General features: G+C 67.7%; 16 protein-coding genes. 5 read left to right on the top strand and 11 right to left on the bottom strand.

All coding sequences use genetic code 11. The annotated features are described in order from the left end of the window. The first annotated feature begins 21 nt into the window (after positions 1-21). Positions 22-2,154 (top strand): GDSL-type esterase/lipase family protein, encoded by a 2,133-nt coding sequence (locus GGR47_RS12035; protein ID WP_244305061.1) that lies wholly within the window; start codon positions 22-24, stop codon positions 2,152-2,154. Between the two features lie 16 nt (positions 2,155-2,170). On the opposite strand, the gene GGR47_RS12030 is transcribed toward GGR47_RS12035, so the two are convergent. Continuing rightward, on the bottom strand, positions 2,171-3,613 hold the full coding sequence (locus tag GGR47_RS12030) for a GH1 family beta-glucosidase (RefSeq protein WP_147036206.1): 1,443 nt from the start codon (positions 3,611-3,613) through the stop codon (positions 2,171-2,173). 167 nt (positions 3,614-3,780) lie between these two features. Between GGR47_RS12030 and GGR47_RS12025 the strand changes: the two genes are divergently transcribed. The 3 genes from GGR47_RS12025 (at position 3,781) to GGR47_RS12015 (ending at position 8,899) form a co-directional block, all read left to right on the top strand. Next, positions 3,781-5,706 (top strand): sialate O-acetylesterase, encoded by a 1,926-nt coding sequence (locus GGR47_RS12025; RefSeq protein WP_147036205.1) that lies wholly within the window; start codon positions 3,781-3,783, stop codon positions 5,704-5,706. Positions 5,707-5,798: 92 nt separating this feature from the next. Further along, positions 5,799-7,835 (top strand): M3 family metallopeptidase, encoded by a 2,037-nt coding sequence (locus tag GGR47_RS12020; RefSeq protein ID WP_147036204.1) that lies wholly within the window; start codon positions 5,799-5,801, stop codon positions 7,833-7,835. Further along, positions 7,832-8,899 (top strand): PLP-dependent cysteine synthase family protein, encoded by a 1,068-nt coding sequence (locus GGR47_RS12015; protein WP_147036203.1) that lies wholly within the window; start codon positions 7,832-7,834, stop codon positions 8,897-8,899. Before GGR47_RS12020 ends, GGR47_RS12015 begins: the two co-directional genes overlap by 4 nt. 6 nt (positions 8,900-8,905) lie before the next feature. Here the strand turns inward: GGR47_RS12015 and GGR47_RS12010 are convergent, their stop codons facing one another. From GGR47_RS12010 to GGR47_RS11995, 4 genes are all read right to left on the bottom strand, one after another. Continuing rightward, positions 8,906-9,430, bottom strand: coding sequence for a ferritin-like domain-containing protein (locus GGR47_RS12010; RefSeq protein ID WP_147036202.1), 525 nt, complete (start codon positions 9,428-9,430; stop codon positions 8,906-8,908). Positions 9,431-9,570: 140 nt separating this feature from the next. After that, a complete protein-coding gene (gene alaS, locus GGR47_RS12005) occupies positions 9,571-12,228 on the bottom strand; it encodes an alanine--tRNA ligase (protein ID WP_147036201.1) in 2,658 nt (885 codons plus the stop codon). Between the two features lie 34 nt (positions 12,229-12,262). Next, positions 12,263-12,931 carry a phytanoyl-CoA dioxygenase family protein gene (locus tag GGR47_RS12000; RefSeq protein ID WP_147036200.1) on the bottom strand — a complete coding sequence of 223 codons (669 nt, stop codon included), beginning with the start codon at positions 12,929-12,931 and terminating at the stop codon, positions 12,263-12,265. Next, entirely contained in the window at positions 12,928-14,187 is a 1,260-nt protein-coding gene (locus GGR47_RS11995; protein WP_147036199.1) for a M24 family metallopeptidase, read from the bottom strand. Before GGR47_RS11995 ends, GGR47_RS12000 begins: the two co-directional genes overlap by 4 nt. Positions 14,188-14,259: 72 nt before the next feature. On the opposite strand from GGR47_RS11995, the gene GGR47_RS11990 reads away from it, so the two are divergent. Further along, positions 14,260-15,573: a dicarboxylate/amino acid:cation symporter gene (locus GGR47_RS11990; RefSeq protein ID WP_147036198.1), complete on the top strand. Its 1,314-nt coding sequence runs from the start codon at positions 14,260-14,262 to the stop codon at positions 15,571-15,573. Positions 15,574-15,583: 10 nt separating this feature from the next. Here the strand turns inward: GGR47_RS11990 and GGR47_RS11985 are convergent, their stop codons facing one another. The 6 genes from GGR47_RS11985 to GGR47_RS11960 all read right to left on the bottom strand — a co-directional run bounded on the left by GGR47_RS11985 (position 15,584) and on the right by GGR47_RS11960 (position 22,905). Next, positions 15,584-16,213 carry a glutathione S-transferase family protein gene (locus GGR47_RS11985; protein ID WP_017978887.1) on the bottom strand — a complete coding sequence of 210 codons (630 nt, stop codon included), beginning with the start codon at positions 16,211-16,213 and terminating at the stop codon, positions 15,584-15,586. Further along, entirely contained in the window at positions 16,210-17,046 is an 837-nt protein-coding gene (locus GGR47_RS11980) for a class I SAM-dependent methyltransferase (protein WP_147036197.1), read from the bottom strand. Before GGR47_RS11980 ends, GGR47_RS11985 begins: the two co-directional genes overlap by 4 nt. 375 nt (positions 17,047-17,421) lie before the next feature. After that, positions 17,422-18,495 (bottom strand): recombinase RecA, encoded by a 1,074-nt coding sequence (gene recA, locus GGR47_RS11975; RefSeq protein WP_017978889.1) that lies wholly within the window; start codon positions 18,493-18,495, stop codon positions 17,422-17,424. 336 nt (positions 18,496-18,831) lie between these two features. Beyond that, positions 18,832-19,662: a 4-(cytidine 5'-diphospho)-2-C-methyl-D-erythritol kinase gene (locus GGR47_RS11970; protein ID WP_147036196.1), complete on the bottom strand. Its 831-nt coding sequence runs from the start codon at positions 19,660-19,662 to the stop codon at positions 18,832-18,834. Then, complete coding sequence (locus GGR47_RS11965) at positions 19,659-21,281, bottom strand: tetratricopeptide repeat protein (protein WP_277286326.1); 1,623 nt, start codon at positions 21,279-21,281, stop codon at positions 19,659-19,661. Before GGR47_RS11965 ends, GGR47_RS11970 begins: the two co-directional genes overlap by 4 nt. Then, positions 21,253-22,905, bottom strand: a complete 1,653-nt coding sequence (locus tag GGR47_RS11960; protein WP_017978892.1) for an electron transfer flavoprotein-ubiquinone oxidoreductase — start codon at positions 22,903-22,905, stop codon at positions 21,253-21,255. Before GGR47_RS11960 ends, GGR47_RS11965 begins: the two co-directional genes overlap by 29 nt. Positions 22,906-22,907: the final 2 nt, after the last annotated feature.

Raw genomic sequence — 22,907 nt, 5'->3', positions numbered from 1 at the left:
TGGGTGGAGAGGATCGGGCGGATGAGGGCGGCATGGCGGGGCCGGGTGCGGCGGACGACGATGGTGACGGGCGGCACGCTGCTGCTCGCCGGGATGGCGGCCACGGGTTGGGCGCAGGGGCCGCGCTGGGTGCCCGCCTGGGGATCGGCACAGATGGTCGCCGCCCAGGCCGAAGCCGACAAGCTGGCAGCGCTGGGGCCGGTGACGGTGCGGCAGATCGTCCACCTTTCGGGCGGTGGCACGATGGTGCGCGTTCGGCTGTCAAACAGCGCCGGCGCCGCGCCGCTCCGGGTCGACGCCGCCGCGCTGGGTAAGGGCGCGCCAGCCAGTGCCACCGTAAGCGACAACGCGCGGCTGACCTTCTCGGGAGCACCTGCGGTCACCATCCCGGCGGGCGCCGACGTCTATTCGGATCCGCTGCCGCTTGCGACAAAGGCGGGGGGCGATCTGACGATCAGCCTGTTCTTCCCCGACGCGCCCGCCCCACGCACCGGCCACCCCGGCGCCCGCGCGACGACCTTTGCCGCGCGCGGCGACCAGACCGCCGCGGCGACATTGACCGACCCGCAGACGATCGGCGGCTGGTGGAGCCTTGCCGATGTCGAGGTCAGCGGTGGCGACACGACGGGGACGATCGTCGCGATCGGCGATTCGATCACCGATGGCCGCGGCGTGCGTGATGATGCGAACACGCGCTGGCCCGACGAATTTGCGCGCCGCCTATCCGCGAACCGCGCCACGGCGGGCCTGTCGGTCGTCAACGCCGGGATCGGCGGCAATCGGGTGCTGCTCGATGGCGCCGGCCCAAATCTGCTCGCACGCTTCGATCGGGACGTGATCGACCGGCCCAACGTGCGCGCGGCGATCGTGCTGGAAGGCGTCAACGATCTCGGCACATTGACCCGCGACCGACCCGTGGATGCCGCGACCCATCGCGCGATGGTTGCCGCCATCACCGCTGCGTACCGCCAACTCGCGGCGCGGGCTCATGCGCATGGCATCCGGCTGATCGGTGGCACGATCACGCCGCTGGTCGGCAACGCCAATTATCATGCCGGCCCCGAGACCGAGGCGGATCGGCAGGCGATCAACCGCTTCATCCGGACCTCCGGCACGTTCGATGCGGTGGTCGATTTCGACGCGGCGGTCCGCGATCCGGCGCGTCTGGACCGGCTGCTACCCGCTTATGATACCGGCGACCATCTTCATCCGAATGAAGCCGGCTATCGCGCGATGGCCCAGGCGATCCCCCTCTCGCTCTTCGCCGAGCGACGCATCCTTGGCGCCGCCGCCCCGATCACGGTCGGGCCGCGGCCCCCGTCGCCGCAGATCGCGCTGACCTACGACGACCTGCCTGCGCATGGTCCGTTGCCGATCGGGGACGATCGCCTGCACATCGCGCAGCGCATCATCGCGGCGCTGAAAGCCGAACGCGCGCCGGCGTTCGGCTTCTACAACGGCGGCTTCGCCAGCGATGCGACCGCGCCCCAGGTGGTCGCGGCGTGGCGGCGTGCCGGGCTGCCGATCGGCAATCACAGCTGGAGCCACGGCAATCTGGCGACGATGACCGCCCCCGCCTTCCTCGCCGACGTTGCCCGTGACGAGCCGGCGCTGGCTGCGGCCGGCAAAGGCAGCGACTGGCGCTGGTTCCGCTATCCCTTCCTCAGCGAGGGCAAGGATGCGGCGCAGGTCGGCGCGGTCCGCGCAGGATTGCGGGCCAAGGGCTATCGCATTGCCGCGGTGACGATGAGCTTCGGCGATTACGGCTGGAACGACGCCTATGCGCGCTGCGTCGCGAAGAACGACGCCGCCGCCATCACGAGCCTCGAAACCAGCTTCCTCGCCGCCGCACGCGCGCAAGCGCTCCGATCGCGGGCCTTGTCGCAAGCCGCTCTGGGGCGCGACATTCCCTATGTCCTGCTGATGCATCTGGGGGCGTTCGATGCACGGATGATGCCGCGCCTGCTGGCGCAGTATCGCGAGATGGGCTTCACCTTCACGACACTGCAACGCGCGGAGGCGGACCCCTTCTATGCGGCAGCCACCGATCTGGCCTTGCCGGGCCCCAGCCCGACGCTGGAAGCGGCCGCAGCGGCAAAGGGGGTCCCCATCCCCGCCGATGCCCCGCTGCCGCCCGCCACGCTCTGCACGTGACCGGGCGGCGCACGCGTCAGACCAAGGCGTTGCGGCGGATCAGTTCCTTGTACCACAGAGCGCTCAGCTTCTGCGTCCGTTTCTGCGTCGCGAAGTCGACGTGGTGGATGCCGAAGCGCTTGCTATAGCCATCCGCCCATTCGAAATTGTCCATCAGGCTCCAGAGGAAATAGCCCTTGAGCGGATAGCCTTCGGCGGCGGCGCGGCGGAACTGGCCCAGGTAGTTGCGAAGGTACATGATCCGGTCGGAATCATCGACCAGCCCGCTCGCGTTGACGGGATCGTCCGCCGAACAGCCGTTTTCGCTGATATAGATCGCCTTGGGCTTCCACAATTCGCTGACCGCCCGCACGCCCCAATAGGCGACCTCCGGCCCCACATACAGCCAGGGCGATGCCATCCGCGGGGACGAGGGCAGATGCAGCAGCGGCGTGTAACCGCGGGGCGCTGACGGATCGGCCTTCACATAGGTCGGCGTATAAATGTTGAGCGCGACGAAATCGATCGGACTACCGATCGCCGCCATGTCGCCTGCCTGCACCTTGGGCGCGTCGGCCCCGGCGGCGCTAAGATAGCTGTCCGGATAGGCCCCCTCCATGATCGCGGTCAGGAACATGGCATTGTCGTCGCGCAGCGCCTTTTTCGCCGCCTCGATATGATCGGGCGTCTCGATAACGGGGACGAAGATGTTGGCGTTGTCGGCAAGGCCCACCTCGGTCCCGGCCCGCACGTTGGCGCGAATAGCCTGCACCCCCAGGCCATGCGCGAGCACGCCATGATGGCGGACCTGATTGACCTGTCCCTGGGGCAGCTTCAGCCCCGGCGCGTGGATACCCACCATATGGCCGAGGTCGGTAAAGCAGCGCAGCTCGTTGACCGTCATGAAGCGGTGGACGCGGTCGGACAGCTTGCCCGCCATGACGCCCGCATAATCGGCGAAGGCCTTGGCCGTATCGCGGTTCTGCCAACCGCCGGGCAGCGCCTGCGGCAGATCCCAGTGGAACAGGGTGACGTTGGGCTGGATGCCCGCCGCCAGCAGGCCGTCGATCACGCGGTTGTAATAGTCGATGCCCTTCTGGTTCGGCTTGCCACGACCGTCGGGAAAGATGCGAGACCAGGCGAGCGACAGGCGATAGGCCTTTACGCCGAGGGCCTTCAGGAGGCCGATGTCGTCCTTGTACCGGTGATAGCTGTCGCAGGCGACATCGCCGGTGTCGCCATTGGCGACCTTGCCCGGCGTATGCGAGAACACGTCCCAATTCGTCTGCCCTCTGCCGTCCTCCTCCACTGCGCCTTCGATCTGATAGGAAGCCGTGGCGCAGCCCCATAGGAAATCCTTGGGAAAGCTGAGGTCTTCCGGCTTCATGGGATCGGCGCCCGCGACCGTCGCGAAGCCATTCGCCGCCAAACCGGCCGCGCCGCCCAACATGCCCTTCGTCAGAAAATCGCGGCGATCCATGCGCCCTCTCCCATCGTGATATCGTTAGCATGAGGTGTGTCAGAAGATTCGCCCGATGGGAAGCGGGCGCCTGTTCTTCTGGCTGCAGCCTTTTCTCGTTCCGATGATGGCGTTACCATTGCCGAAAAGGCGTCACCGTCGAGCGCCGATTATTGAGAGGGCCTGTCATGAAGCCGCTATTTGCCTTGCTCCTGACCGCCACGAGTGCCGCGGCCGGTGCCGCGCCCCGGCTCGATGGCGTCCTGACCGACCATGGTGTGATCCAACGCGGCCAACCCGTCGACCTGTCGGGCGATGCGGCCCCCGGCGAAACGGTGATGGTGACGCTCGCCGGGCATAGCGTCACCGCCCGCGCCGACCGCAACGGCCGCTTCGCCGCGCAGCTTCCCGCGCTTCCCGCCGGCGGCCCGCATGACCTGACCATTGCCGCTCCGAGTGGTGCTGCGGTGGTGCGCGACCTGCTGGTGGGCGATGTGTTCCTGTGTTCGGGGCAGAGCAACATGGAGATGACGGTCTCGAGCGCGCAGGACATGATCGCCGACGCGCATGCCCCCGCCGACGACAGACTGCGGCTGCTCACCGTAGCGAAGGTGTCTTCCGCGACGCCTCTGGCCCGCTTTGTCGAGCAGCCCCGCTGGGTCGCGGCGACACCCGAGAGCGTGCCCGGCTTCTCGGCCGCCTGCTATTACATGGTGCAGACGCTCCGCCGCACCGCCGACGTGCCGATCGGCGCGATCCATTCGAGCTGGGGCGGGTCGCGGATCAGCGCGTGGATGAGCGACGCCGCGCTGCGCCGTGCCGGCATGGCGGATGCCGCAAACTTGCTGGCGCTGTACGCGCGCGATCCCGCCGCGGCCAATGCACACGCGATGGCTGCGTGGGAGGCGTGGTGGCGGAAGGGATCGGGCGATGCCGCGGGACACGAGCCTTGGCAGCCGGAAGCGCGGCTCGACTGGCGACCGGTGCCGTCGATGACCAACTTCGAACATTGGGGTGTGCCGGAACTCGCCGATTATAACGGCATGCTCTGGTATAGCCGCGATATCGATGTCTCGGCCGAGCAAGCGCGGGGCCCGGCGACGCTGACGCTGGGCGCGATCGACGATGCGGATCGGACCTGGGTGAATGGCAAGGGAGTTGGCGGCAGCAGCCTGGCATCGCAGATGCGGGTCTACGCCCTGCCCGCCGGAACGCTGACCACGGGACGCAACGTCATCACCGTCAATGACGACGACGTCTATGCGCTCGGCGGGATGACCGGCCCGACCGAGGCGATGCGGATCACCTTTGCCGATGGCAGCAGCATTCCGCTGGGCTCCGGCTGGCGTTACGCGATCGCCAAGCGATTGCACGGCGCGGCGCCGCGCGTGCCTTGGGACGACATCAACGGTGCGGGCACGCTCTACAATGCGATGATCGCGCCGCTGGGGCAGCCGCACGTCGCGGGAATCGCCTGGTATCAGGGTGAATCGGATACCGGCATTCCGGGATACGACCGACGCCTCGCCGCCCTGTTTGCCGACTGGCGCACGCGGCTGGGCAGCCCGCAGGCGGCATGGGGCGTCGTGCAGTTGTCGTCCTACGGCGCCGTCCCCGCCGCGCCGAGCGAGAGCGGCTGGGGCGAGGTGCGCAATGCGCAACGCCTGGTCGCCGAGCGCGACGGACGTGCGGGCATCGCGGTATCGCACGATATCGGCGATCCGCTCGATATCCACCCCGGCGAGAAGCATGCGGTGGGCCAGCGGCTCGCCCGCGTCATGCGCGCCATCGTCCACAAGGACGCGATCGGCGCATCGGGGCCCTCCATCGCGACGGCCCGCGCGAGTGGTACCGGCGTGGCGTTGCGGTTCACTGGCGTCACCGGGGCGCTGCATGCGCGTGGCGCCGCGCTGGCGATCGGCTTCGAACTGTGTGGCGCTGGGCCGGGCACGTGTCGCTTTGCCGCGGGCACGGTGGGTAACGACGGCGTCATGCTGTCGGGCGACGGTAAGCCCGTCACGCGCGTGCGCTACGCATGGGGGGACAGCGCGATCACCAACCTGACCGACGATGCCGGGCTGCCGGTGGGGGCGTTCGAGATAGCGGTGTCCTGAACGCCGGTCCGCCGTCCCGTCATTCGCACGATTGATGGCCCTATCGTCAATTCGGATTTGCGATTGGTGGCGCGAGCGGCTTTATCGGCGCGATGGATACTTCGACGACCAATCCGCTGCTCGATACCGATGCGCTGCCCCGTTTCGCCGAGATCACGCCCGAGATGATCGCGCCGGCGCTGGACGTTGCGCTGGCGGAGCATCACGCGACGGTTGCCGCGATCAAGGCGGCGAAGCCCATCGATTTCGCGTCCGTATGGCTCCCCTATGAGCGGGCGAACACGCGCATTGACGCGATCTGGTCCGCGGTCTCGCACCTGCACGGCGTTGCCGACACGCCCGACATTCGCGCAGCGCATGCCGAAGCGCAGCGCCGGCTGACCGAGCATAGCATCGCCGTCGGGCAGGACCGCGCCTTCTACGACATCCTCGTCGGCCTGACGACCACACCCGAGTTCGCCGCCCTGCCCGTGGCCGATCGTGTCGCGGTGGAGCATGCGGTACGCGATTTTCGCCTGTCGGGCGTGGCGCTGGAAGCTGGGGATCGCGACCGCTTTCGCGATATCTCGGTCGAATTGTCGGCACTGTCCAACGCCTTCGGCAGCGCGGTGCTGGATGCGACCGAAAGCTGGAGCGAGCACGTCACCGATGCGGCGCTGCTCGATGGCGTGTCCGACGCGGACCAAACGATGTTTGCCGCCGCCGCGAAGGCCAAGGGGCTCGGCGGCTGGCTGGTCACGCTGCAGCAACCCAGCGTCAACGCCATCCTGACCTTCGCGACGAACCGCGATCTGCGCGCGCGGGTCTATCGCGCGTCGGCGACGCGTGCGTCGGATCAGGGGCCGGACGCCGGGAAGTTTGACAATTCGCCGCGCATCGCCCGCATCCTGGAGCTGCGGCATGAGGCCGCCAAGCTTTTGGGCTTTACCGATCCCGTTGAATGGTCGCTCGCTACCAAGATGGCACCCAACGCTGGCGAAGTGCTCGCCTTCCTGCGCGACCTGGCGCGCCGGGCCAAGCCGGCCGCGGAGCGCGACTTGGCCGAGTTGAGGGCATTTGCCGCCGCGGAGTTGGGCATCGCCGATCTGCAGCCCTGTGACGTCGGCTTCGCCTCGAACAAGTTGCGCCAGTCGCGCTACGCGGTCGACGAGCAATTGGTGCGCGCCTATTTCCCGGTCGAACGCGTCGTGGCGGGGTGGCAGGCGCTGCTGACCCGGCTGTTCGGCGTCACGCTGGTCGAGCGTCATGACGTGTCGCTCTATCACCCGGACGCGCGCTATTTCGACGTCATCGACGAGGGCGGCACGGTGCTGGCAGGAATGTACCTCGACCTTCACGCACGCGCCGGCAAGCGGGGCGGCGCCTGGATGAGCGAGGCACGGCCGCGGCTGCACGACGGCAATACGATCGCCAATCCGGTTGCCTATCTGGTGTGCAACTTCCCGCCGGCGAGTGAGGGGTCGCCGGCGCTGCTGAGCCACAATGACGTCACCACCTTGCTCCACGAGACGGGCCACGTCCTCCACCTGCTGTTCACGCGGGTGAACCGGCCGAGTATCGCGGGCACCAACGGGTTCGAATGGGACGCGATCGAGCTGCCCAGCCAGCTGATGGAAGATTTCGCCTGGGATGCCGATGTCCTCACCGGCATGTCCGGCCATGTAGCAACCGGCGAGCGCCTGCCGCAGGACCTGTTCGATCGGATGGTGAAGGCGCGGCATTTCCAGGCGGGGCTGTTCATCGTCCGCCAGGTGGAATTCGCTTTGTTCGATCTGCTGCTCCACCTCGGCACGATGGGGTCCGACCCGATCGAGGTGATCGAGGCGGTACGCGACGAGGTGGCGGTGATCCGCCCGCCGGCGTGGAATCGCTTTCCGCATGCGTTCAGCCACATCTTCGCGGGCGGCTATGCCTCGGGCTATTACAGCTATCTGTGGGCAGAGCTGCTGGCTGCCGACGGCTTCGACCGCTTCCGTGAGGCGGGCCTCGTCGACCGCGCGACCGGCGACCTGTTCCGCGAGGAAGTGCTGGCGCGCGGCGCGACACGGCCGGCGGCGGACAGCTTCCGCGCGTTCCGTGGTCGCGACCCCGATCCGGTCGCGATGCTGGTGCGGCACGGCCTGCAATGATGCGGACGCGGACCGACCGAACCTGGCTGGCCGAGGCGGTGCGGCGGATCGAAGCGGACTTCAACCGATCCGCCGACACGCATCTGATCCGCGTCGACCTGCCGCGCTTTCCGGGCATCACGCTGTATCTGAAGGACGAAAGCTCGCATCCGACCGGCAGCCTGAAGCACCGGCTGGCGCGCTCGCTATTCCTCTACGCCTTGTGCAACGAGTGGATCGGGCCCGATACGTGCGTGATCGAGGCGTCTTCGGGCTCGACCGCGGTGAGCGAGGCGTATTTCGCAAGGATGCTGGGGCTGCGGTTCATCGCGGTGGTGCCCGCCAGCACCGCGGCGCCCAAGCTCGACGCGATCCGCTTCCATGGCGGCGAAATTCATACGGTCGATGATCCACGTGCGATTTACGAGGCATCGCATCGGCTCGCTGCGGAAACCGGCGGGCATTTCATCGACCAGTTTACCTATGCCGAGCGCGCGACCGACTGGCGTGGCAACAACAACATCGCCGAATCGATCTTCGCGCAGATGGCGGCGGAGGAGCATCCGGTGCCGTCCTGGGTGGTGTGTGGCGCTGGGACCGGCGGCACGTCGGCGACGATCGGGCGCTTCATTCGCTATTGTCGCTATGACAGCGAGCTTTGCGTTGCAGACCCGGTGCATTCGGTCTTCCACCGCCATTTCGAGGATGCCACGGTAACGGCCTTGCCCGAAGGCTGCGGTTCGCGGATCGAAGGGATCGGCCGCCCCCGAGTCGAGCCGAGTTTCGTGCCGAGCGTGATCGACCGTATGATCGCGGTCGAGGATGCGGACAGTATCGGCGCGATGCGTGCGCTGTCGGATCGGCTGGGGCGGAGGGTCGGCGGGTCCACCGGCACCAACCTGATCGCCTGCATGACGCTGATCGACGACATGGCGGCGGCGGGCCGCACCGGCAGCGTCGTCACATTGCTGTGCGACGGGGGCGAGCGGTACGGCTGCACCTATTACGACGATGCGTGGCTCAGCGCCCATAATGTCCATTGGGAAGCCGCAGCGGCGCGAACCGCTGCGTTCCTGGGGTCGTAAGGCGGCTTACACCTTGGCGGCGCTCGACCCGCCCTCGGCGTAGAGGGTGGCATAGCGGCGGGTGATCGTCGGCAAAGCGTCGTCGATCCATGCCGCCATCCGCTCTTCCTCGCCGAGCGATTGCGACAGCAAGCTCGTCGCAGAGCTGAACCCGCCATCGTCGGCGAGGGTCAGCAGCGATTTGTATGCCGCGATTTCGAAATGTTCGAAGGCATAGTTGGCGAAGCTGTTCTTCAGGATTTCATCGCCCGCCGGAACGTGGGCGATCGCCGCCATGGTGCCGGACAGACTAAGCGCCGCCTCCTTCAACAGCGAACCGCGGGTGTCGAACCCTTCGAGCAGTTCGTCGAGCCGGGCAATCTGCTGGTTGGTTTCCTCAATGTGGCGGCGGAGTTGGTCGGCGACTTCGGGATAATGTTCGATGCGGCTGACCTGCGGCGTCATAATCGACAGCGCTTGCTTTTCCACGGCGTACGCATTGCGCAGGCCGACGATGAAGAGGTCACGCAGGCGGTCCGACTGGGCTGTCATGGCGTGCTGTCTTTCGATCGTTGAAGGGGACGATCAATCAACGGCCGGATGCCGCCTAAGTCTCGGCACGATATAGGTTTTTCTAGTTGATCAGGATCAGGACGGCGCCAGCAGAGCCTGCCCGGCGCCGTCCCGAAAGCCTAGGCTGCGACCGGAGCCTCGGCCAGCGCCGCGCGGATCGCATCGACCGCGTCGGCAGCCTTGCCGCCATCGGGGCCACCGCCCTGCGCCATGTCGGGACGGCCGCCGCCGCCCTGCCCGCCGAGCACCGCCACCGCCTTGCGCAGCAGGTCGACCGCAGTGATGCGCCCGACCAGATCGTCGGTCACGCCGACCGCGATCGAGGCGCGGCCATCGTTCACCGCGACCATCACCGCGACGCCCGACCCGCCGAGCCGCTGCTTGGCCTCGTCGACCGCACCGCGCAGCCCCTTGGCATCGAAGCCGTCCAGCACCTGGCCGATGAATGCGACGCCGCCGACCTGCTCCGGCCCCGCCGGGCCACCGGCACCGCCGCCCATGGCGAGCGCCTTCTTCGCCTCGGACAGCTCACGCTCCAACCGCCGTCGTTCGTCGAGCAGGGCTGCAACGCGGGCGGGCACCTCGTCTGGCGTCGTCTTGAGCGTCGCCGCCGCCTCACGCAGGCGTTCGTCGCGGCCGACCAGATAGGCGCGCGCCGCCTCGCCGGTCAGCGCCTCGACCCGGCGGACGCCGGACGATACCGCGCCCTCGCCCACCACCTTGAACAGGCCGATGTCGCCGAGCGCGTTGACATGGGTGCCGCCGCACAGCTCGATCGAATAGGTCTTGCCGCCATCCTCGGTGCCCATCGACACGACACGGACTTCATCGCCATATTTCTCGCCGAACAGCGCCATGGCGCCTTCGGCAATCGCCTCATCCGGGGTCATCAGCCGCGTGGTGACGGTGCCGTTGCCGCGGATCTGCGCGTTGACCGCGGCTTCGGCGTCGGCGAGTTCGGCCGGCGTCATCGCGACCGGATGCGACACGTCGAAGCGCAACCGCTCCGGTGCGACCAGCGAGCCCTTCTGCGCGACATGCGTGCCGAGACGCTGGCGCAGCGCCTCGTGCAGCAGATGCGTCGCCGAATGGTTGGCCCGGATCGCGGCGCGGCGGGCGACGTCGATCTGCAGCTTCACCGCATCGCCGACCGTGATCGACCCGGCCTCGACCACCGCATGGTGGACGAAGATCCGCCCCAACTGCTTCGATGTTTCGCTAACGGTGGCGCGCAGGCCCGCGTCGGTCGAGATCGTACCGCTGTCGCCGACTTGGCCGCCGCTCTCGCCATAAAAGGGCGTCTGATTGACGATGATCGCGACGGTGTCGCCCGCAGTCGCCGTGTCGACGCGCGCGCCGTCCTTGACCAGCGCGACGACTTCCGCCTCGCCGATATCGGCCGAATAGCCGATGAATTCGGTCGACCCGGCTTCCTCGGCGATGTCGAACCACAGATCGTCCGACGCCTTGGCGCCCGAGCCCTTCCATGCCGCCCGCGCCGCACGCTTCTGTTCCGCCATCGCGGCGTCGAAGCCCCGGCGATCGACGTGCAGGCCCTGCGTGCGCAGCGCGTCCTCGGTCAGGTCATAGGGGAAGCCATAGGTGTCGTAGAGCTTGAACGCGGTTTCACCGGCGAGGGTATCGCCCTCGCCCATGCCCGCGGTCGCCTCGTCGAGCAGCTTCAGCCCCTTGTCGAGCGTCTTGCGGAACTGCGTCTCCTCCTGGCGCAAGGTCGCCTCGATCAGCGGCTGGGCGCGCACCAGTTCCGGGTAGGCCGCACCCATTTCGGCGACGAGCGCCGGCACCAGCCGGTGCATCAACGGCTCTTTCGCGCCGAGCAGATGCGCGTGGCGCATCGCGCGGCGCATGATCCGGCGCAGCACGTAGCCACGACCTTCGTTTGCCGGCAGCACGCCGTCGGCGACGAGGAAGCCCGACGAGCGCAGGTGATCGGCGATGACGCGATGCGACGCGCGCCGCTCGCCCTCGGCGTCGGTGCCGGTCAGCGAAGTCGATGCGGCGATCAGCGCCTTGAACGTATCCGTGTCGTAATTGTCGTGGACGCCCTGAAGGACCGCCGCGATCCGCTCCAGCCCCATGCCGGTGTCGATCGACTTCTTGGGCAGTTCGCCGACGATCTCATTGGCCTCCTGCTCATATTGCATGAACACGAGGTTCCAGATTTCGACGAACCGATCGCCGTCCTCATCCGGGCTGCCCGGAGGGCCGCCGAAGATATGTTCGCCGTGATCGTAGAAGATTTCCGAGCACGGGCCACAGGGTCCGCTGTCGCCCATCGCCCAGAAATTGTCCTTGGTGGCGATGCGGATGATCCGCTCTTCGGGCAGGTACTTCGTCCAGAGGCCGTACGCCTCGTCGTCGGTATGGTAGACGGTGGCGGTGAGCTTTTCGGCCGGAATGCCCCAGACGCTCGTCAGCAGCGTCCAGGCGTGGTGGATCGCCTGTTCCTTGAAATAGTCGCCGAACGAGAAATTGCCGAGCATTTCGAAGAAGGTGTGGTGCCGTGCGGTGTAGCCGACATTGTCGAGGTCGTTATGCTTGCCGCCGGCGCGTACCGACTTCTGGCTGCTGGTCGCCGTGACGTAGGGCCGGGTTTCGAGGCCGGTGAAGACGTTCTTGAACGGCACCATGCCGGCGTTGACGAACATCAACGTCGGGTCGTTCTGCGGCACCAGCGGCGCGGATGGCACGATGGTGTGGCCCTGCGACGCGAAGTAATCGAGGAAGCCGCGGCGAATATCGTTGGTCGAGATCATAGGCGTCGTGACTTAGGCGAGAGCGCCCCTCCCCTCAAGCATCATCGGCGGCCCAGCGCAGACCGCCGGGTAGATCGATCGCGGCAAAGTCCATCTGCAAGACGCGGCGGCGAAGGCCTGGCGCGCTGCGCGCCGATGCGTGCAGGATCGGTGTGGCGTAGAACCAGACTTCGCCGGCCTCTGCGAGACACGTCGCGGTGCCGCATCGGGCAACGACGTCGGGAATCGCGTCTTCGGCGACAAGCCCCAGCCGGTGTGATCCCGGGGCGACATTGAGCGGTGCATTGTCAGACCCGACGGGATCGAGATGAAAGCGTACGGTCACCATCGTCTCGAGCACGGCGATCGGCGGCGCGACATGCAAGCGCCCCTGTTTTACCGTCCATGGACCATAACCGGGAACATCGACCCGCTCGGCAACATCAATCGTACGATCCTGATGCCAGCCGAGCGCCCAATTGCTCGCGTCGCGCTTGTCGAACATCAGCGCCCGTACCGGCCGCGCCGCGGAACCGATCAAACGCCGGACTTCGTCGTGGATCGCCCGACAGGCACCCAGTCGCGCCGCGTCTCCCGGTGCGATCCGCAAACCCGGGCGATCGGCAGGCATGGCGTCGAACAGCCGCTCCAGTTCGGCGAGCGCCGCAGCGTCGAGCCGTCCGGGCCATAGGGTGAAACCCTGCTCTGCCAGCGCCCGCTTCATCCGAACGGCTGTTCGATCGAACGGGGCGGCGTGCTGAACCAGCAGGGGCCGTCGGTGGTCATGTGGAAGCAGTCTTCCAGGCGGACGCCGAACTTCCCGGGGAGGTAGAGGCCCGGTTCGTTGGAGAAGCACATGCCGGGTGCGAGGCGGGTCGTTTCGCCGCGGACCAGATTGACGGGTTCGTGGCCGTCCATGCCGATGCCGTGACCGGTGCGGTGCGACAGGCCGGGCAGCTTATAGTCGGGGCCGTAGCCGAGGCCGGTGTAATAGCGGCGGACGGCGTCGTCGACGCTGCCCGCGGTGGCCCCGAGCTTCGCGGCGGCGAAGGCGACCTGCTGGCCGCGGGCGACCTGATCCCAGACCTTGCGATGGTCTGCACTGGGCGCCCCCTTCGGCACCCAGGTGCGCGAGACGTCGGACTGATAGCCCTGCACGGTGCAACCGCAGTCCATCAGCAGGATTTCGCCCGGCGTGACGCGATATATTTCGCGGCTGCCGTGGGGCAGTGCCGCGGCGGGGCCGATCAGCGCGAGCGCGAATTCTGGATCGCCGCCCAGCTTTCGCGTCGCGGCGTTCATCAGTGCGCCGATCTCCGCACCGGTCATGCCGGTTTCGACGCGGGGGGCGAGCCAGCGATAGGCGGCCAGCGTGACGTCGGTCGCAGTCTGCATCAGCGCGAGTTCGGCCGGGGTCTTCACCATGCGACAGCCGCGGACGATCGGGTTGGCGCTCACGTGCCGCGCGGCGGGTGCGAAGCGGGCGAGGTCGGCGGGGATGAAGCTGCGGACGGTTTCCTCAATGCCGATTTTCGCGTTGGCGAGGCCGCGCTCTTTCAGCCAGCCGGCTACGATGGCCAGCGCGTTGCCGTCTTCCTGCCAGACGCGCACTTCTGCGGGGACGGCGAGCGTCTGGCGCACCGAGGGTTCTTCAAAGAAGGGCGTGACGATCAGCGGCTGGCCTTCGCGGGGCAGGATGGCGAGCGTCGGCCGCTCGCTGCGACCCCAGCGCACGCCGGTGAAGTAGATCATCGACGATCCCGGCTCGATCAGGACGGCGCCGATGTCGTTCTGCGCCATCAGCGCCTGAGCGCGGGCCAGGCGGCGGGCGCGCTCGTCGGGACCGATCGGCTGGGCGCCGGTGGTGATGTCGCGGAGCGCGGACAGGTCGGGTTCGGCGGCGCGGAGGATGGCCGACGAGAGCAACGGCGTAGCGGCGGCCGCAGCGAGAAACGTGCGGCGCGAGGGGGTGAAGGGCATCGCGAAACGATACGGCGCTTGACCCGGCGCTCGCAATCCCCTTCCCTTAAGCGCGAATCCGGGAGGGAATGAATGGCCAAGCGGCTGACTGTGTATATTGTTATCGGCCTGTTGCTCGGCATCGTTACCGGCCTGGTTCTGAACGGCTGGCTGGACGACGGCACGCCGGAGGCCGCGGCGCGGCTGAAGGCGATCGCTGGCTATTTCACCATCGGCACGACGGTGTTCCTGCGGCTGATCAAGATGATCATCGCGCCGCTCGTCTTCGCGACCCTGGTCAGCGGCATTGCGCAGATGGGCGATACCGCGGCGCTGGGGCGGGTCGGGGCGAAGGCGATCGGCTGGTTCATCGGCGCGAGCCTGGTGTCGCTCGGCCTTGGGCTCGTGCTGGTCAATGCGATCCATCCGGGCGTCGGCATCAACCTGGCGCTGCCGCCGGCCGGCACCGATGCCGGGGTTGCGACCGCGGCATTCAGCCTCGACAAGTTCATCACGCATATCGTCCCCGCATCGATGATCGAGGCGATGGCGACCAACGAGATCCTGCAGATCGTCGTCTTTTCGATCTTCGTCGGGGTCGCGCTGACCGCGGTCGGCGAGCGTGGCGCGCCGCTGGTGCGGGCGGTCGACGGCCTCGTCGCCGTCATGCTGCGGATCACCGACTATGTGATGCGCGTCGCGCCGGTAGCTGTGTTCTGCGCCGTCACCGCAACGCTTGCCGAGCGCGGTGCCGGGGTGATCGGGCAGCTCGCCTTCTTCATGGGCAGTTTCTATTTCGCGCTCCTGTGCCTGTGGGCGGTGCTGCTCGGCGTCGGGTTCCTCGTCATCGGACCGCGGATCAAGGATCTGATCCGCTACGTTCGCGAGCCGCTGCTGGTCGCCTTCACCACCGCCTCGTCGGAAGCGGCCTATCCGCGGATGCTGGAGGCGCTCGACAAGTTCGGGGTGCCGCCGCGGATCGCGAGTTTCGTTCTCCCCTTGGGCTATTCGTTCAACCTCGACGGGTCGATGATCTACATGACGTTCGCGTCGCTGTTCATCGCCCAGGCCTATGGCATCGACATGCCACTGGGGACGCAGGTAGCGATGCTGCTGTTCCTGATGATCTCGTCCAAGGGCATTGCGGGCGTGCCGCGGGCCAGCTTGGTGGTGATCGCCGCGGTGCTGCCGGTGTTCGACATTCCGGAGGCGGGGCTGCTGCTGATCCTGGCCATCGACCATTTCCTCGACATGGGCCGCACCGCGACCAACGTGATTGGCAATGCGGTGGCGGCGTCGGTCGTCGCCAAGTGGGAGGGCGGCTTCGATCCGCGCGAGCCGGCCGAGATCGACCCGGCGGTGGCGGAGGGACCGGCGCTGCCGCCGGCCACCAGCTTCCGGCACTAAGCACCGGGGATCAGGCGTAGGCGTAGGGCCCGCCCTGCGCCAGCGCGGCCTGGTAGGCCGGGCGGGCATGCACCTTTTCCAGCCAGGCGATCGTCGCCGGGCGAGCGGTATCGAGGCCGGCGCGGCTGCGCGCCGCCTCCAACGGGAAGCTCATCATGATGTCGGCGGCGGTCATCGCATCGCCGGCGAACCAGGGACGCTGCTTCAGCTCCGATTCGACATAGTCGAGATGGACGTCAATCATCGGCTGGATGCGCTTCATCGCGGGCTTGCCCATCAGCGGCACCTTGCTGAGGACGAGCTTCAGCAGCAGCGGCGGCATCAGCGAGCCCTCGGCATAATGCAGCCAGAAGCGGTAGCGGAGCGCCGAGTCGCGGTGCGCGGGCGCGCCCAGACGGCCGTCCGCCTTCTCGACCAGATATTCGACGATCGCACCGGTTTCGGCGATGACGTGGCCGCCGTCCGTATCCTCGATGACGGGCGACTTGCCCAAGGGGTGGACCTGCTTCAGCTCGGGCGGCGCGAGCATCGTCGTCTTGTTCCGCTCGTAGCGCTTGACCTGATAGGGCAGGCCCAATTCCTCGAGCATCCACAGCACGCGCTGCGACCGGCTGTTTTCGAGATGGTGGACGATGATCATGGCTGTTCCCCTGTTGCGGTCGCGCGCCAAATCCAGGCGGAGGCCGGGAGCGCGACGATGCCGTCGGCTGTATAACGCTGCAATGCCGATTTGAGCCGATCGTCGAGCGATGGATCGGCGGCGTCCTTGAGCGCCGAGGCGAGCGGGCCGATGTGGTGGAAGAAATCGGCGGCATCGGCGACCGGATCGGGGCCGGCCCCGGCGACGTACGCGAAGTCGATGCGGGTGGCGCTGTCGACGCTCCAGCCCGCCTGGGTCAGGATCGCGGCGGTAACGCTCCGGTCGGCGAACCCGAAGGGTCCAGGGGCGTAGCCTTCTGAGGGTTGTGGACGGGTGCCGGTGACCTGCTCGATCAGATCGGACGCCCAGACATTGTCGCCGCGATCGCGGAAGCAGGAGAAGACGAGGCGGGCGTCGGGGCTGGCCGCGGTGCGGAGCGTGGCGAAGGCGGCGACGGGATCGGCGAAGAACATGACGCCGTGGCGCGAGACGATGAGGTCGGCGGGTGGGAGTTGCGGGGCCATCGCGATGGCGTCACCATGATGGAAGGTGACGGTGCCACGGTCGCCGGCGCGGGTGCGCGCCGTGCGGATCAGGTCGGCGGACAGGTCCAGGCCGGTGACGGTGGCGTCGGGGCGGGCGTCGGCGAGCGCGAGACTGGTGGCGCCGGCGCCGCAACCGATGTCGATCGCGTGGAAGGGGCCGGTGGGGGCGGCGCTGTGGATCGCGGCGTCGAGATGCGGGGACAAATTGGCGAAGGAACGGTCGGTACGCTGCCATTCGGCGGCCCAAGTGCAGCCGACGCGGCCGGTCCAGTCTGTGGCGGTGGTCATGGGGTGGGTCCGGTTGTGATGGGGTGGCTCTGGCTCAGTGACGCGTCGCCCTCACCCTTCCCACCCGGCTGCGCCGGGCGGGCCCAGTGTCGGGTCGACCATGCCCCCGGCATGGTCTGGGCAGCGCGGGGCGCTGCCCACCCGACACTGCTCTCCCAATGGGAGAGGGAGGGAGGCGCGAAGCGCCGGAAGGGTGAGGGTGATGCCCTGATTATTATCGCCGTCGTCCTTCTACCCACCCAACCCATTTCCGCCAAAACGAGCGTGGAAGTGGACGAAGTGGAGGATACGTCATCGTCCGGAACGCCTCCATGCGAAAGGGGCCCGCCGTTCCCGGCGAGCCCCCTGGTAGCATTCGATCAGACGGCGCGGCGATCACAGATCGTCGTCGGCTTCCGGGCCGGCCATCATTTCCTCGGCGACCTTTTCGGTGCGCTGACGGATCGCCTTTTCGAGGCGGTCGGCCATTTCGGGATTCTCGCGCAGGTAGTTCTTGGCGTTCTCACGCCCCTGCCCGATCCGTACCGAATCGTAGGAGAACCAGCTGCCCGACTTTTCGACGAGGCCCGCCTTCACGCCGAGGTCGAGGATCTCTCCGATCTTCGAAATGCCCTCGCCGTACATGATGTCGAATTCGACCTGCTTGAACGGCGGGGCGACTTTGTTCTTCACCACCTTCACGCGCGTGGTGTTGCCGGTAACTTCCTCGCGATCCTTGATCGCGCCGGTGCGGCGGATGTCGAGACGGACGGAGGCGTAGAACTTCAGCGCGTTGCCGCCCGTCGTCGTTTCCGGGTTGCCGTACATCACGCCGATCTTCATGCGCAGCTGGTTGATGAAGATCACCATGCAGCGCGAGCGGCTGATCGAACCGGTGAGCTTGCGCAGCGACTGCGACATCAGGCGCGCCTGCAGGCCGACGTGGCTGTCGCCCATCTCGCCCTCGATTTCGGCGCGGGGGACGAGCGCGGCGACCGAATCGACCACCAGCACGTCGATCGCGTTCGAGCGGACGAGCGTGTCGGTGATTTCCAGCGCCTGTTCGCCGGTGTCGGGCTGCGACACGATCAGTTCGTCGATGTTGACGCCCAGCTTCTTGGCGTAGACGGGATCGAGCGCATGTTCGGCGTCGACGAAGGCGGCGGTGCCGCCGTTCTTCTGCGCTTCGGCGATGACATGGAGCGCGAGCGTGGTCTTGCCCGACGATTCAGGGCCATAGACTTCGATCACGCGGCCGCGCGGCAGGCCGCCGACGCCCAATGCGATGTCGAGGCCGAGCGAGCCGGTCGAGATCGCCTCGACCTGCATCGTTTCCTTCTGACCGAGCTTCATCGCGCTGCCCTTGCCGAAGGCGCGGTCGATCTGCGCGAGGGCGGCGTCGAGAGCCTTTTGACGGTCTGCGTTTGCGGTTGCCATGCCGGTGTCGATCACTTTCAGATTGGCGGCCATCGGGAGGGTTCCTCGCTAGAGCAAGCGCGCAGCATGAGCAACGCGTCTGTTCTGTATGTACGATGTTTGTTCCATGAGAACAAGAGGGGAACTTTGGTTTTGGGCCATGGAGTTGGTGGATATGGTTCGCGCGAAGACGCGAAGACGCGAAGAGGTTTTGCGCGCGGAGGCGCGGAGGACGCGGAGGGGTTGCGCTTGTGGCAGCGGCGGCTTTTCGCAGCCTTTGGCGTCACCCCAGCGGAGGCTTGCGTCTTTCTCGGCGCTGGTGGCGCGCTGTAAATATAAGATCCCGGCCTGCGCTGGGATGACGGTTGGAGAGCGGGAGGGATAGCCCTTTTAGGTAAGGGTCGTGGCTAGGGTCCACCAGCCTTTGGCGACGGCGGCGTCGCGGGCGGTGTCTCTTGCCGCTTCGTCCGCGAACAGCGCGAAGCAGGTGGCGCCGCTGCCGGACATGCGGGCGAGGCGGACGCCATTTGCCCCTTCGAGGAGCGACAGGACGTCGGCGATCTCTGGCGCCAGTGCGAGCGCGGCGGGTTGCAGGTCGTTGCGGCCGGTGATGGCGCGGGTGAGGAGGTCGCCCTCCCCGGCGATGCCGCCGCGGTCGGTGCCGTCCCAGCGGGCGAAGACCGCGGCGGTGCTGACCGCGACGCCGGGGTTGACCAGGAGCAGCGGCATACCGGCGAGGCCGGCAATGGGGATCAGCGCCTCGCCCTTACCCGTGCCCAAGGTGGTGCGGCCGTCGAGGCAGGCGGGCACGTCGGCGCCGAGCGTTTCGGCGAGGACGAACAGGCGCGGGTCCTGCGGGGCGACGCCATGCAGGCGGGCGAGCGCGCGCAGCGTCGCGGCGGCGTCGGCCGATCCGCCGCCTATCCCTGAGGCGATGGGGAGATGCTTGTCGAGCGTGACCGCGTGATGCCCGGCGGTGCCGAACGTCTCGCGGAAGGCGCCGGCGGCCTTCTCCACGAGGTTCGGGCCGGATGCCGTCTCGAGCGCCGCGGCGAACGGGCCGGTGATGGCGAAACTGTCGGTGTCGGCGGGTACGACGGTCACCGTGTCGCCATCGGCTGCGAAGGCGAACAGCGTTTCGAGCTCGTGATAGCCGTCCGGCCGGCGATGGCGGACGTGGAGCGCAAGGTTGATCTTGGCGGGGGCGGCTTCGACGATCATCGGGCGGGCGGGCCTTGTGCAATCCGGGTGGCGAGCGCCGCGGCGTCCTGGGCCGGAGCGGTCAACGCCGCGGCGCGCCACGCGTAGCGGGCTTCGTAACGGCGGCCCAGCGCCCAATAGACGTCGCCGAGATGTTCCGCAATTTCGGCATTCGTCGGCTCCGCCTCGGCGGCGCGCTCGATCAGCGGCAGCGCACGCGCGGTGTCGCCGTTGACGAACAGCGCCCAGCCGAGCGAATCGGCGATCGAGGCATCGTCGGGCTTGGCACCGTGCGCGCGTTGCAGCATCGCGATCGAGGCAGGAACGTCGACGCGGCGTTCGGCCTGCGCATAGCCGAGGTAATTGAGCGCGAGCGGCTCGGCCGGGGCGAGCGCCACCGCCTTTTGGAGCGCGGCCCGGGCGGCAGGCCAATCGCCCGCCTGCTCCAGCGCGCCGCCATATTGCAGCCAGGCGTTCCACGCGGTGGGCTGCGCCTCGGCGATGCGGCGATACCAGCGGGCGGCTTCAGCATTGTTGCCGGCAGTGCTGAGCTGATCGGCGTAGAGCTGCCAGGCGGCGGGACCGGCGTCGGCACGCTCGGCGTCGCGGCGGGCGAGTGCGAGCGCGTCGGCGGTGCGATCGGCGCGGGCGAGGATCGATATGCGCGCGGCGATGGCGGTGGAGGCGAAGGGACTGGACGCGGGCACGGCGTCGAGCGTCGCGAGCGCCTGATCGGTCGCATCCTCCCCCGCGAGCGCCTGGGCGAGCAGCAGACGGGCGCGATCATTGGCAGGCGAGGCGACGAGCGCGGTGCGGGTGAGCGCGATCGACAGCGGCGCGACGTCCTGATCGACGAGGTCGCCGGCGACGCGGGCGAGCAGGCGCGAGACGCCATAGGCGAGCGTCGGCTTGGCGGGAGCACCCTGGCGGAGGGCGGCGAGCGCGGGGTCGTCACCGGCGAGCAGCGCGCGCGCCTCGTCGGCATGGCCGGTGCCGAACAGCAATTGCGCGGCGGACAGGCGCAGATCGACGGGCGAGCCGGTTTCGCGGAGCGCCTGCACCCCGCTCAGGCCGCCCTGCACGTCGCCCATCGCGATCTGGAGCAAGGCCGCGGTTTCGGCCGCGAGGCGCTGGGCGACGGGCGTGCTGCCGACATTGGCAGCAACGATCGGGGCGCTCGGATTTCCGCCGCGGCTGTAGGCGATCCACGCCCGAAGCGCCGGGACCATCACCGACAGCGGCGTGCGGGCGAGCGCCTGTGTGGCGGCCTCGGCGCCTGTCGCGTCGTTGCGCGCGGCGGCGAGCGCGAGGGGGAGCAGCGCGAGGTCGGCAGGCGCGCCGGGCTGGTTGCGCAGCACCGCGGCGGCGCGGGTGGCGAGCGGGATGTCACCGGCGGCCAGCGCTTCGCGATACGCCCTCAGCGCGACCGTCATATCGGCGGGCCGGGCGGCGAGCGCGCGGGCGTAGCCGGCGATCGCCGTCGCCACATCACCGTCAGCATCGGCGACGCGGGCCTGCATATAGTCCGCGACCGGATCGGCGCGGCGTGCCGCATCGGCCTGAGCGGGCGCGGCGACCGCGATGCTCAGAACCGACGCGAGGAACAGACGCTTACATATTGGGATAATTGGGGCCTCCACCGCCCTCCGGCACCACCCAGTTGATGTTCTGCGTGGGGTCCTTGATGTCGCACGTCTTGCAGTGGACGCAATTCTGCGCGTTGATGACGAACTTGGGATCGCCCGTCTCCTGCCCGACGATCTCGTAAACGCCGGCCGGGCAATAGCGTTGCGCGGGTTCGTCGTAGAGCGGCAGATCGTATTCGACGGGGACGTTGGGATCCTTCAGAGTCAGATGGACGGGCTGGTCCTCCTCATGGTTGGTGTTCGACAGGAACACCGACGACAGGCGGTCGAAGGTCAGGACGCCATCGGGCTTCGGATAGACCGGGGCCTTCACCAGATCCTTGCGCCACAGCGTCTCATGATCCGGGTGGTGCTTCATCGTGAAGGGCATCTTGAGGCCGAAATGTTCGAGCCACATCGTGATGCCGGCTAGGCCCGACCCCAGGAAATCGCCGAACTTCTTGACCAAGGGCACGACGTTGCGGACGATCGACAGCTCCTTCTTCACCCAGCTGTGCTCGAACGCTTCGGGATAAGCGGCCAGTTCGTCATGCTGGCGCTGCGACAGGATCGCATCGGCCGCGGCTTCGGCGGCCATCATGCCGCTCTTCATAGCGGTGTGCGTGCCCTTGATGCGCGGCACGTTGAGGAAGCCGGCGCTGTCGCCGATCAGCGCGCCGCCCGGGAAGACGAGCTTCGGGATCGACTGGAGCCCGCCATCGCTGATCGCGCGCGCGCCATAGCTGACGCGCTTGGCGCCCTTCAGGATCGCGGCGATTTCGGGGTGGGTCTTCCACTTCTGCATCTCCTGGAAGGGCGAGATGTAGGGGTTGGAATAGTTGAGCCAGGTGACGAAGCCGAGGCTGACCTGGCCGTTCGCCTGATGATACAGCCAGCCGCCGCCATTGGCATCGTCGCCCAGGGGCCAGCCCTGCGTGTGGATGACGCGGCCGGGCTGATGGAGCTCCGGGTCGATATCCCACAACTCCTTGACGCCCAGGCCATAGACCTGCGGGTCGCTGTCCTTGGCGAGGTCGAAGGTGCGGATCACTTCCTTCGTGAGGTGTCCGCGGCAACCCTCTGCGAAGAAGGTATATTTGGCGTGAAGCTCGAGGCCGGGCTGGTAATCGGGCTTGTGGGTGCCGTCGCGCGCGACGCCCATGTCGCCGGTCGCGACGCCCATCACCCGGCCCTGATCGTCGAACAGGATTTCGGCGGCGGCGAAGCCGGGGAAGATTTCGACGCCGAGTTCTTCGGCCTTGCCCGCCAGCCAGCGGCACAGGTTGCCGAGGCTGCCGGTATAGGTGCCCTTGTTGTGCAGGAACGGCGGCGTCAGCGCGTGCGGCAGGATCGACTTCTTCTTTTCCGTCAGCACCCAGTGCAGGTTTTCGGTCACCGGCACTTCGGCGAGCGGACAGTCCTGGCGCCAGTCGGGCAGCAGTTCGTCGAGGCTGCGCGGATCGATCACCGCCCCCGACAGGATATGTGCGCCGACCTCCGAGCCCTTTTCGAGCACGCAGACGCTGAGGTCCGCGCCCTTTTCGGCCGCCACCTGTTTGAACCGGATCGCCGCCGACAGGCCCGCCGGGCCGGCGCCGACGATCACCACGTCGTAAGGCATCGATTCACGTTGCGTCATTG

Source organism: Sphingomonas aquatilis (genome assembly GCF_014196115.1).
GTDB lineage: Bacteria > Pseudomonadota > Alphaproteobacteria > Sphingomonadales > Sphingomonadaceae > Sphingomonas > Sphingomonas aquatilis.
Note: the sequence above shows the minus strand (reverse complement) of the source record. Positions and strands in the feature narration are given on the sequence as shown.

Bases quoted from the DNA above. Each gene is read 5' to 3' on its own strand.
- GGR47_RS12035 (WP_244305061.1), top strand. From the start codon at position 22: ATGAGGGCGGCATGGCGGGGCCGGGTGCGGCGGACGACGATGGTGACG.
- GGR47_RS12030 (WP_147036206.1), bottom strand. From the start codon at position 3,613: ATGGATCGCCGCGATTTTCTGACGAAGGGCATGTTGGGCGGCGCGGCC.
- GGR47_RS12025 (WP_147036205.1), top strand. From the start codon at position 3,781: ATGAAGCCGCTATTTGCCTTGCTCCTGACCGCCACGAGTGCCGCGGCC.
- GGR47_RS12020 (WP_147036204.1), top strand. From the start codon at position 5,799: ATGGATACTTCGACGACCAATCCGCTGCTCGATACCGATGCGCTGCCC.
- GGR47_RS12015 (WP_147036203.1), top strand. From the start codon at position 7,832: ATGATGCGGACGCGGACCGACCGAACCTGGCTGGCCGAGGCGGTGCGG.
- GGR47_RS12010 (WP_147036202.1), bottom strand. From the start codon at position 9,430: ATGACAGCCCAGTCGGACCGCCTGCGTGACCTCTTCATCGTCGGCCTG.
- alaS (WP_147036201.1), bottom strand. From the start codon at position 12,228: ATGATCTCGACCAACGATATTCGCCGCGGCTTCCTCGATTACTTCGCG.
- GGR47_RS12000 (WP_147036200.1), bottom strand. From the start codon at position 12,931: ATGAAGCGGGCGCTGGCAGAGCAGGGTTTCACCCTATGGCCCGGACGG.
- GGR47_RS11995 (WP_147036199.1), bottom strand. From the start codon at position 14,187: ATGCCCTTCACCCCCTCGCGCCGCACGTTTCTCGCTGCGGCCGCCGCT.
- GGR47_RS11990 (WP_147036198.1), top strand. From the start codon at position 14,260: ATGGCCAAGCGGCTGACTGTGTATATTGTTATCGGCCTGTTGCTCGGC.
- GGR47_RS11985 (WP_017978887.1), bottom strand. From the start codon at position 16,213: ATGATCATCGTCCACCATCTCGAAAACAGCCGGTCGCAGCGCGTGCTG.
- GGR47_RS11980 (WP_147036197.1), bottom strand. From the start codon at position 17,046: ATGACCACCGCCACAGACTGGACCGGCCGCGTCGGCTGCACTTGGGCC.
- recA (WP_017978889.1), bottom strand. From the start codon at position 18,495: ATGGCCGCCAATCTGAAAGTGATCGACACCGGCATGGCAACCGCAAAC.
- GGR47_RS11970 (WP_147036196.1), bottom strand. From the start codon at position 19,662: ATGATCGTCGAAGCCGCCCCCGCCAAGATCAACCTTGCGCTCCACGTC.
- GGR47_RS11960 (WP_017978892.1), bottom strand. From the start codon at position 22,905: ATGACGCAACGTGAATCGATGCCTTACGACGTGGTGATCGTCGGCGCC.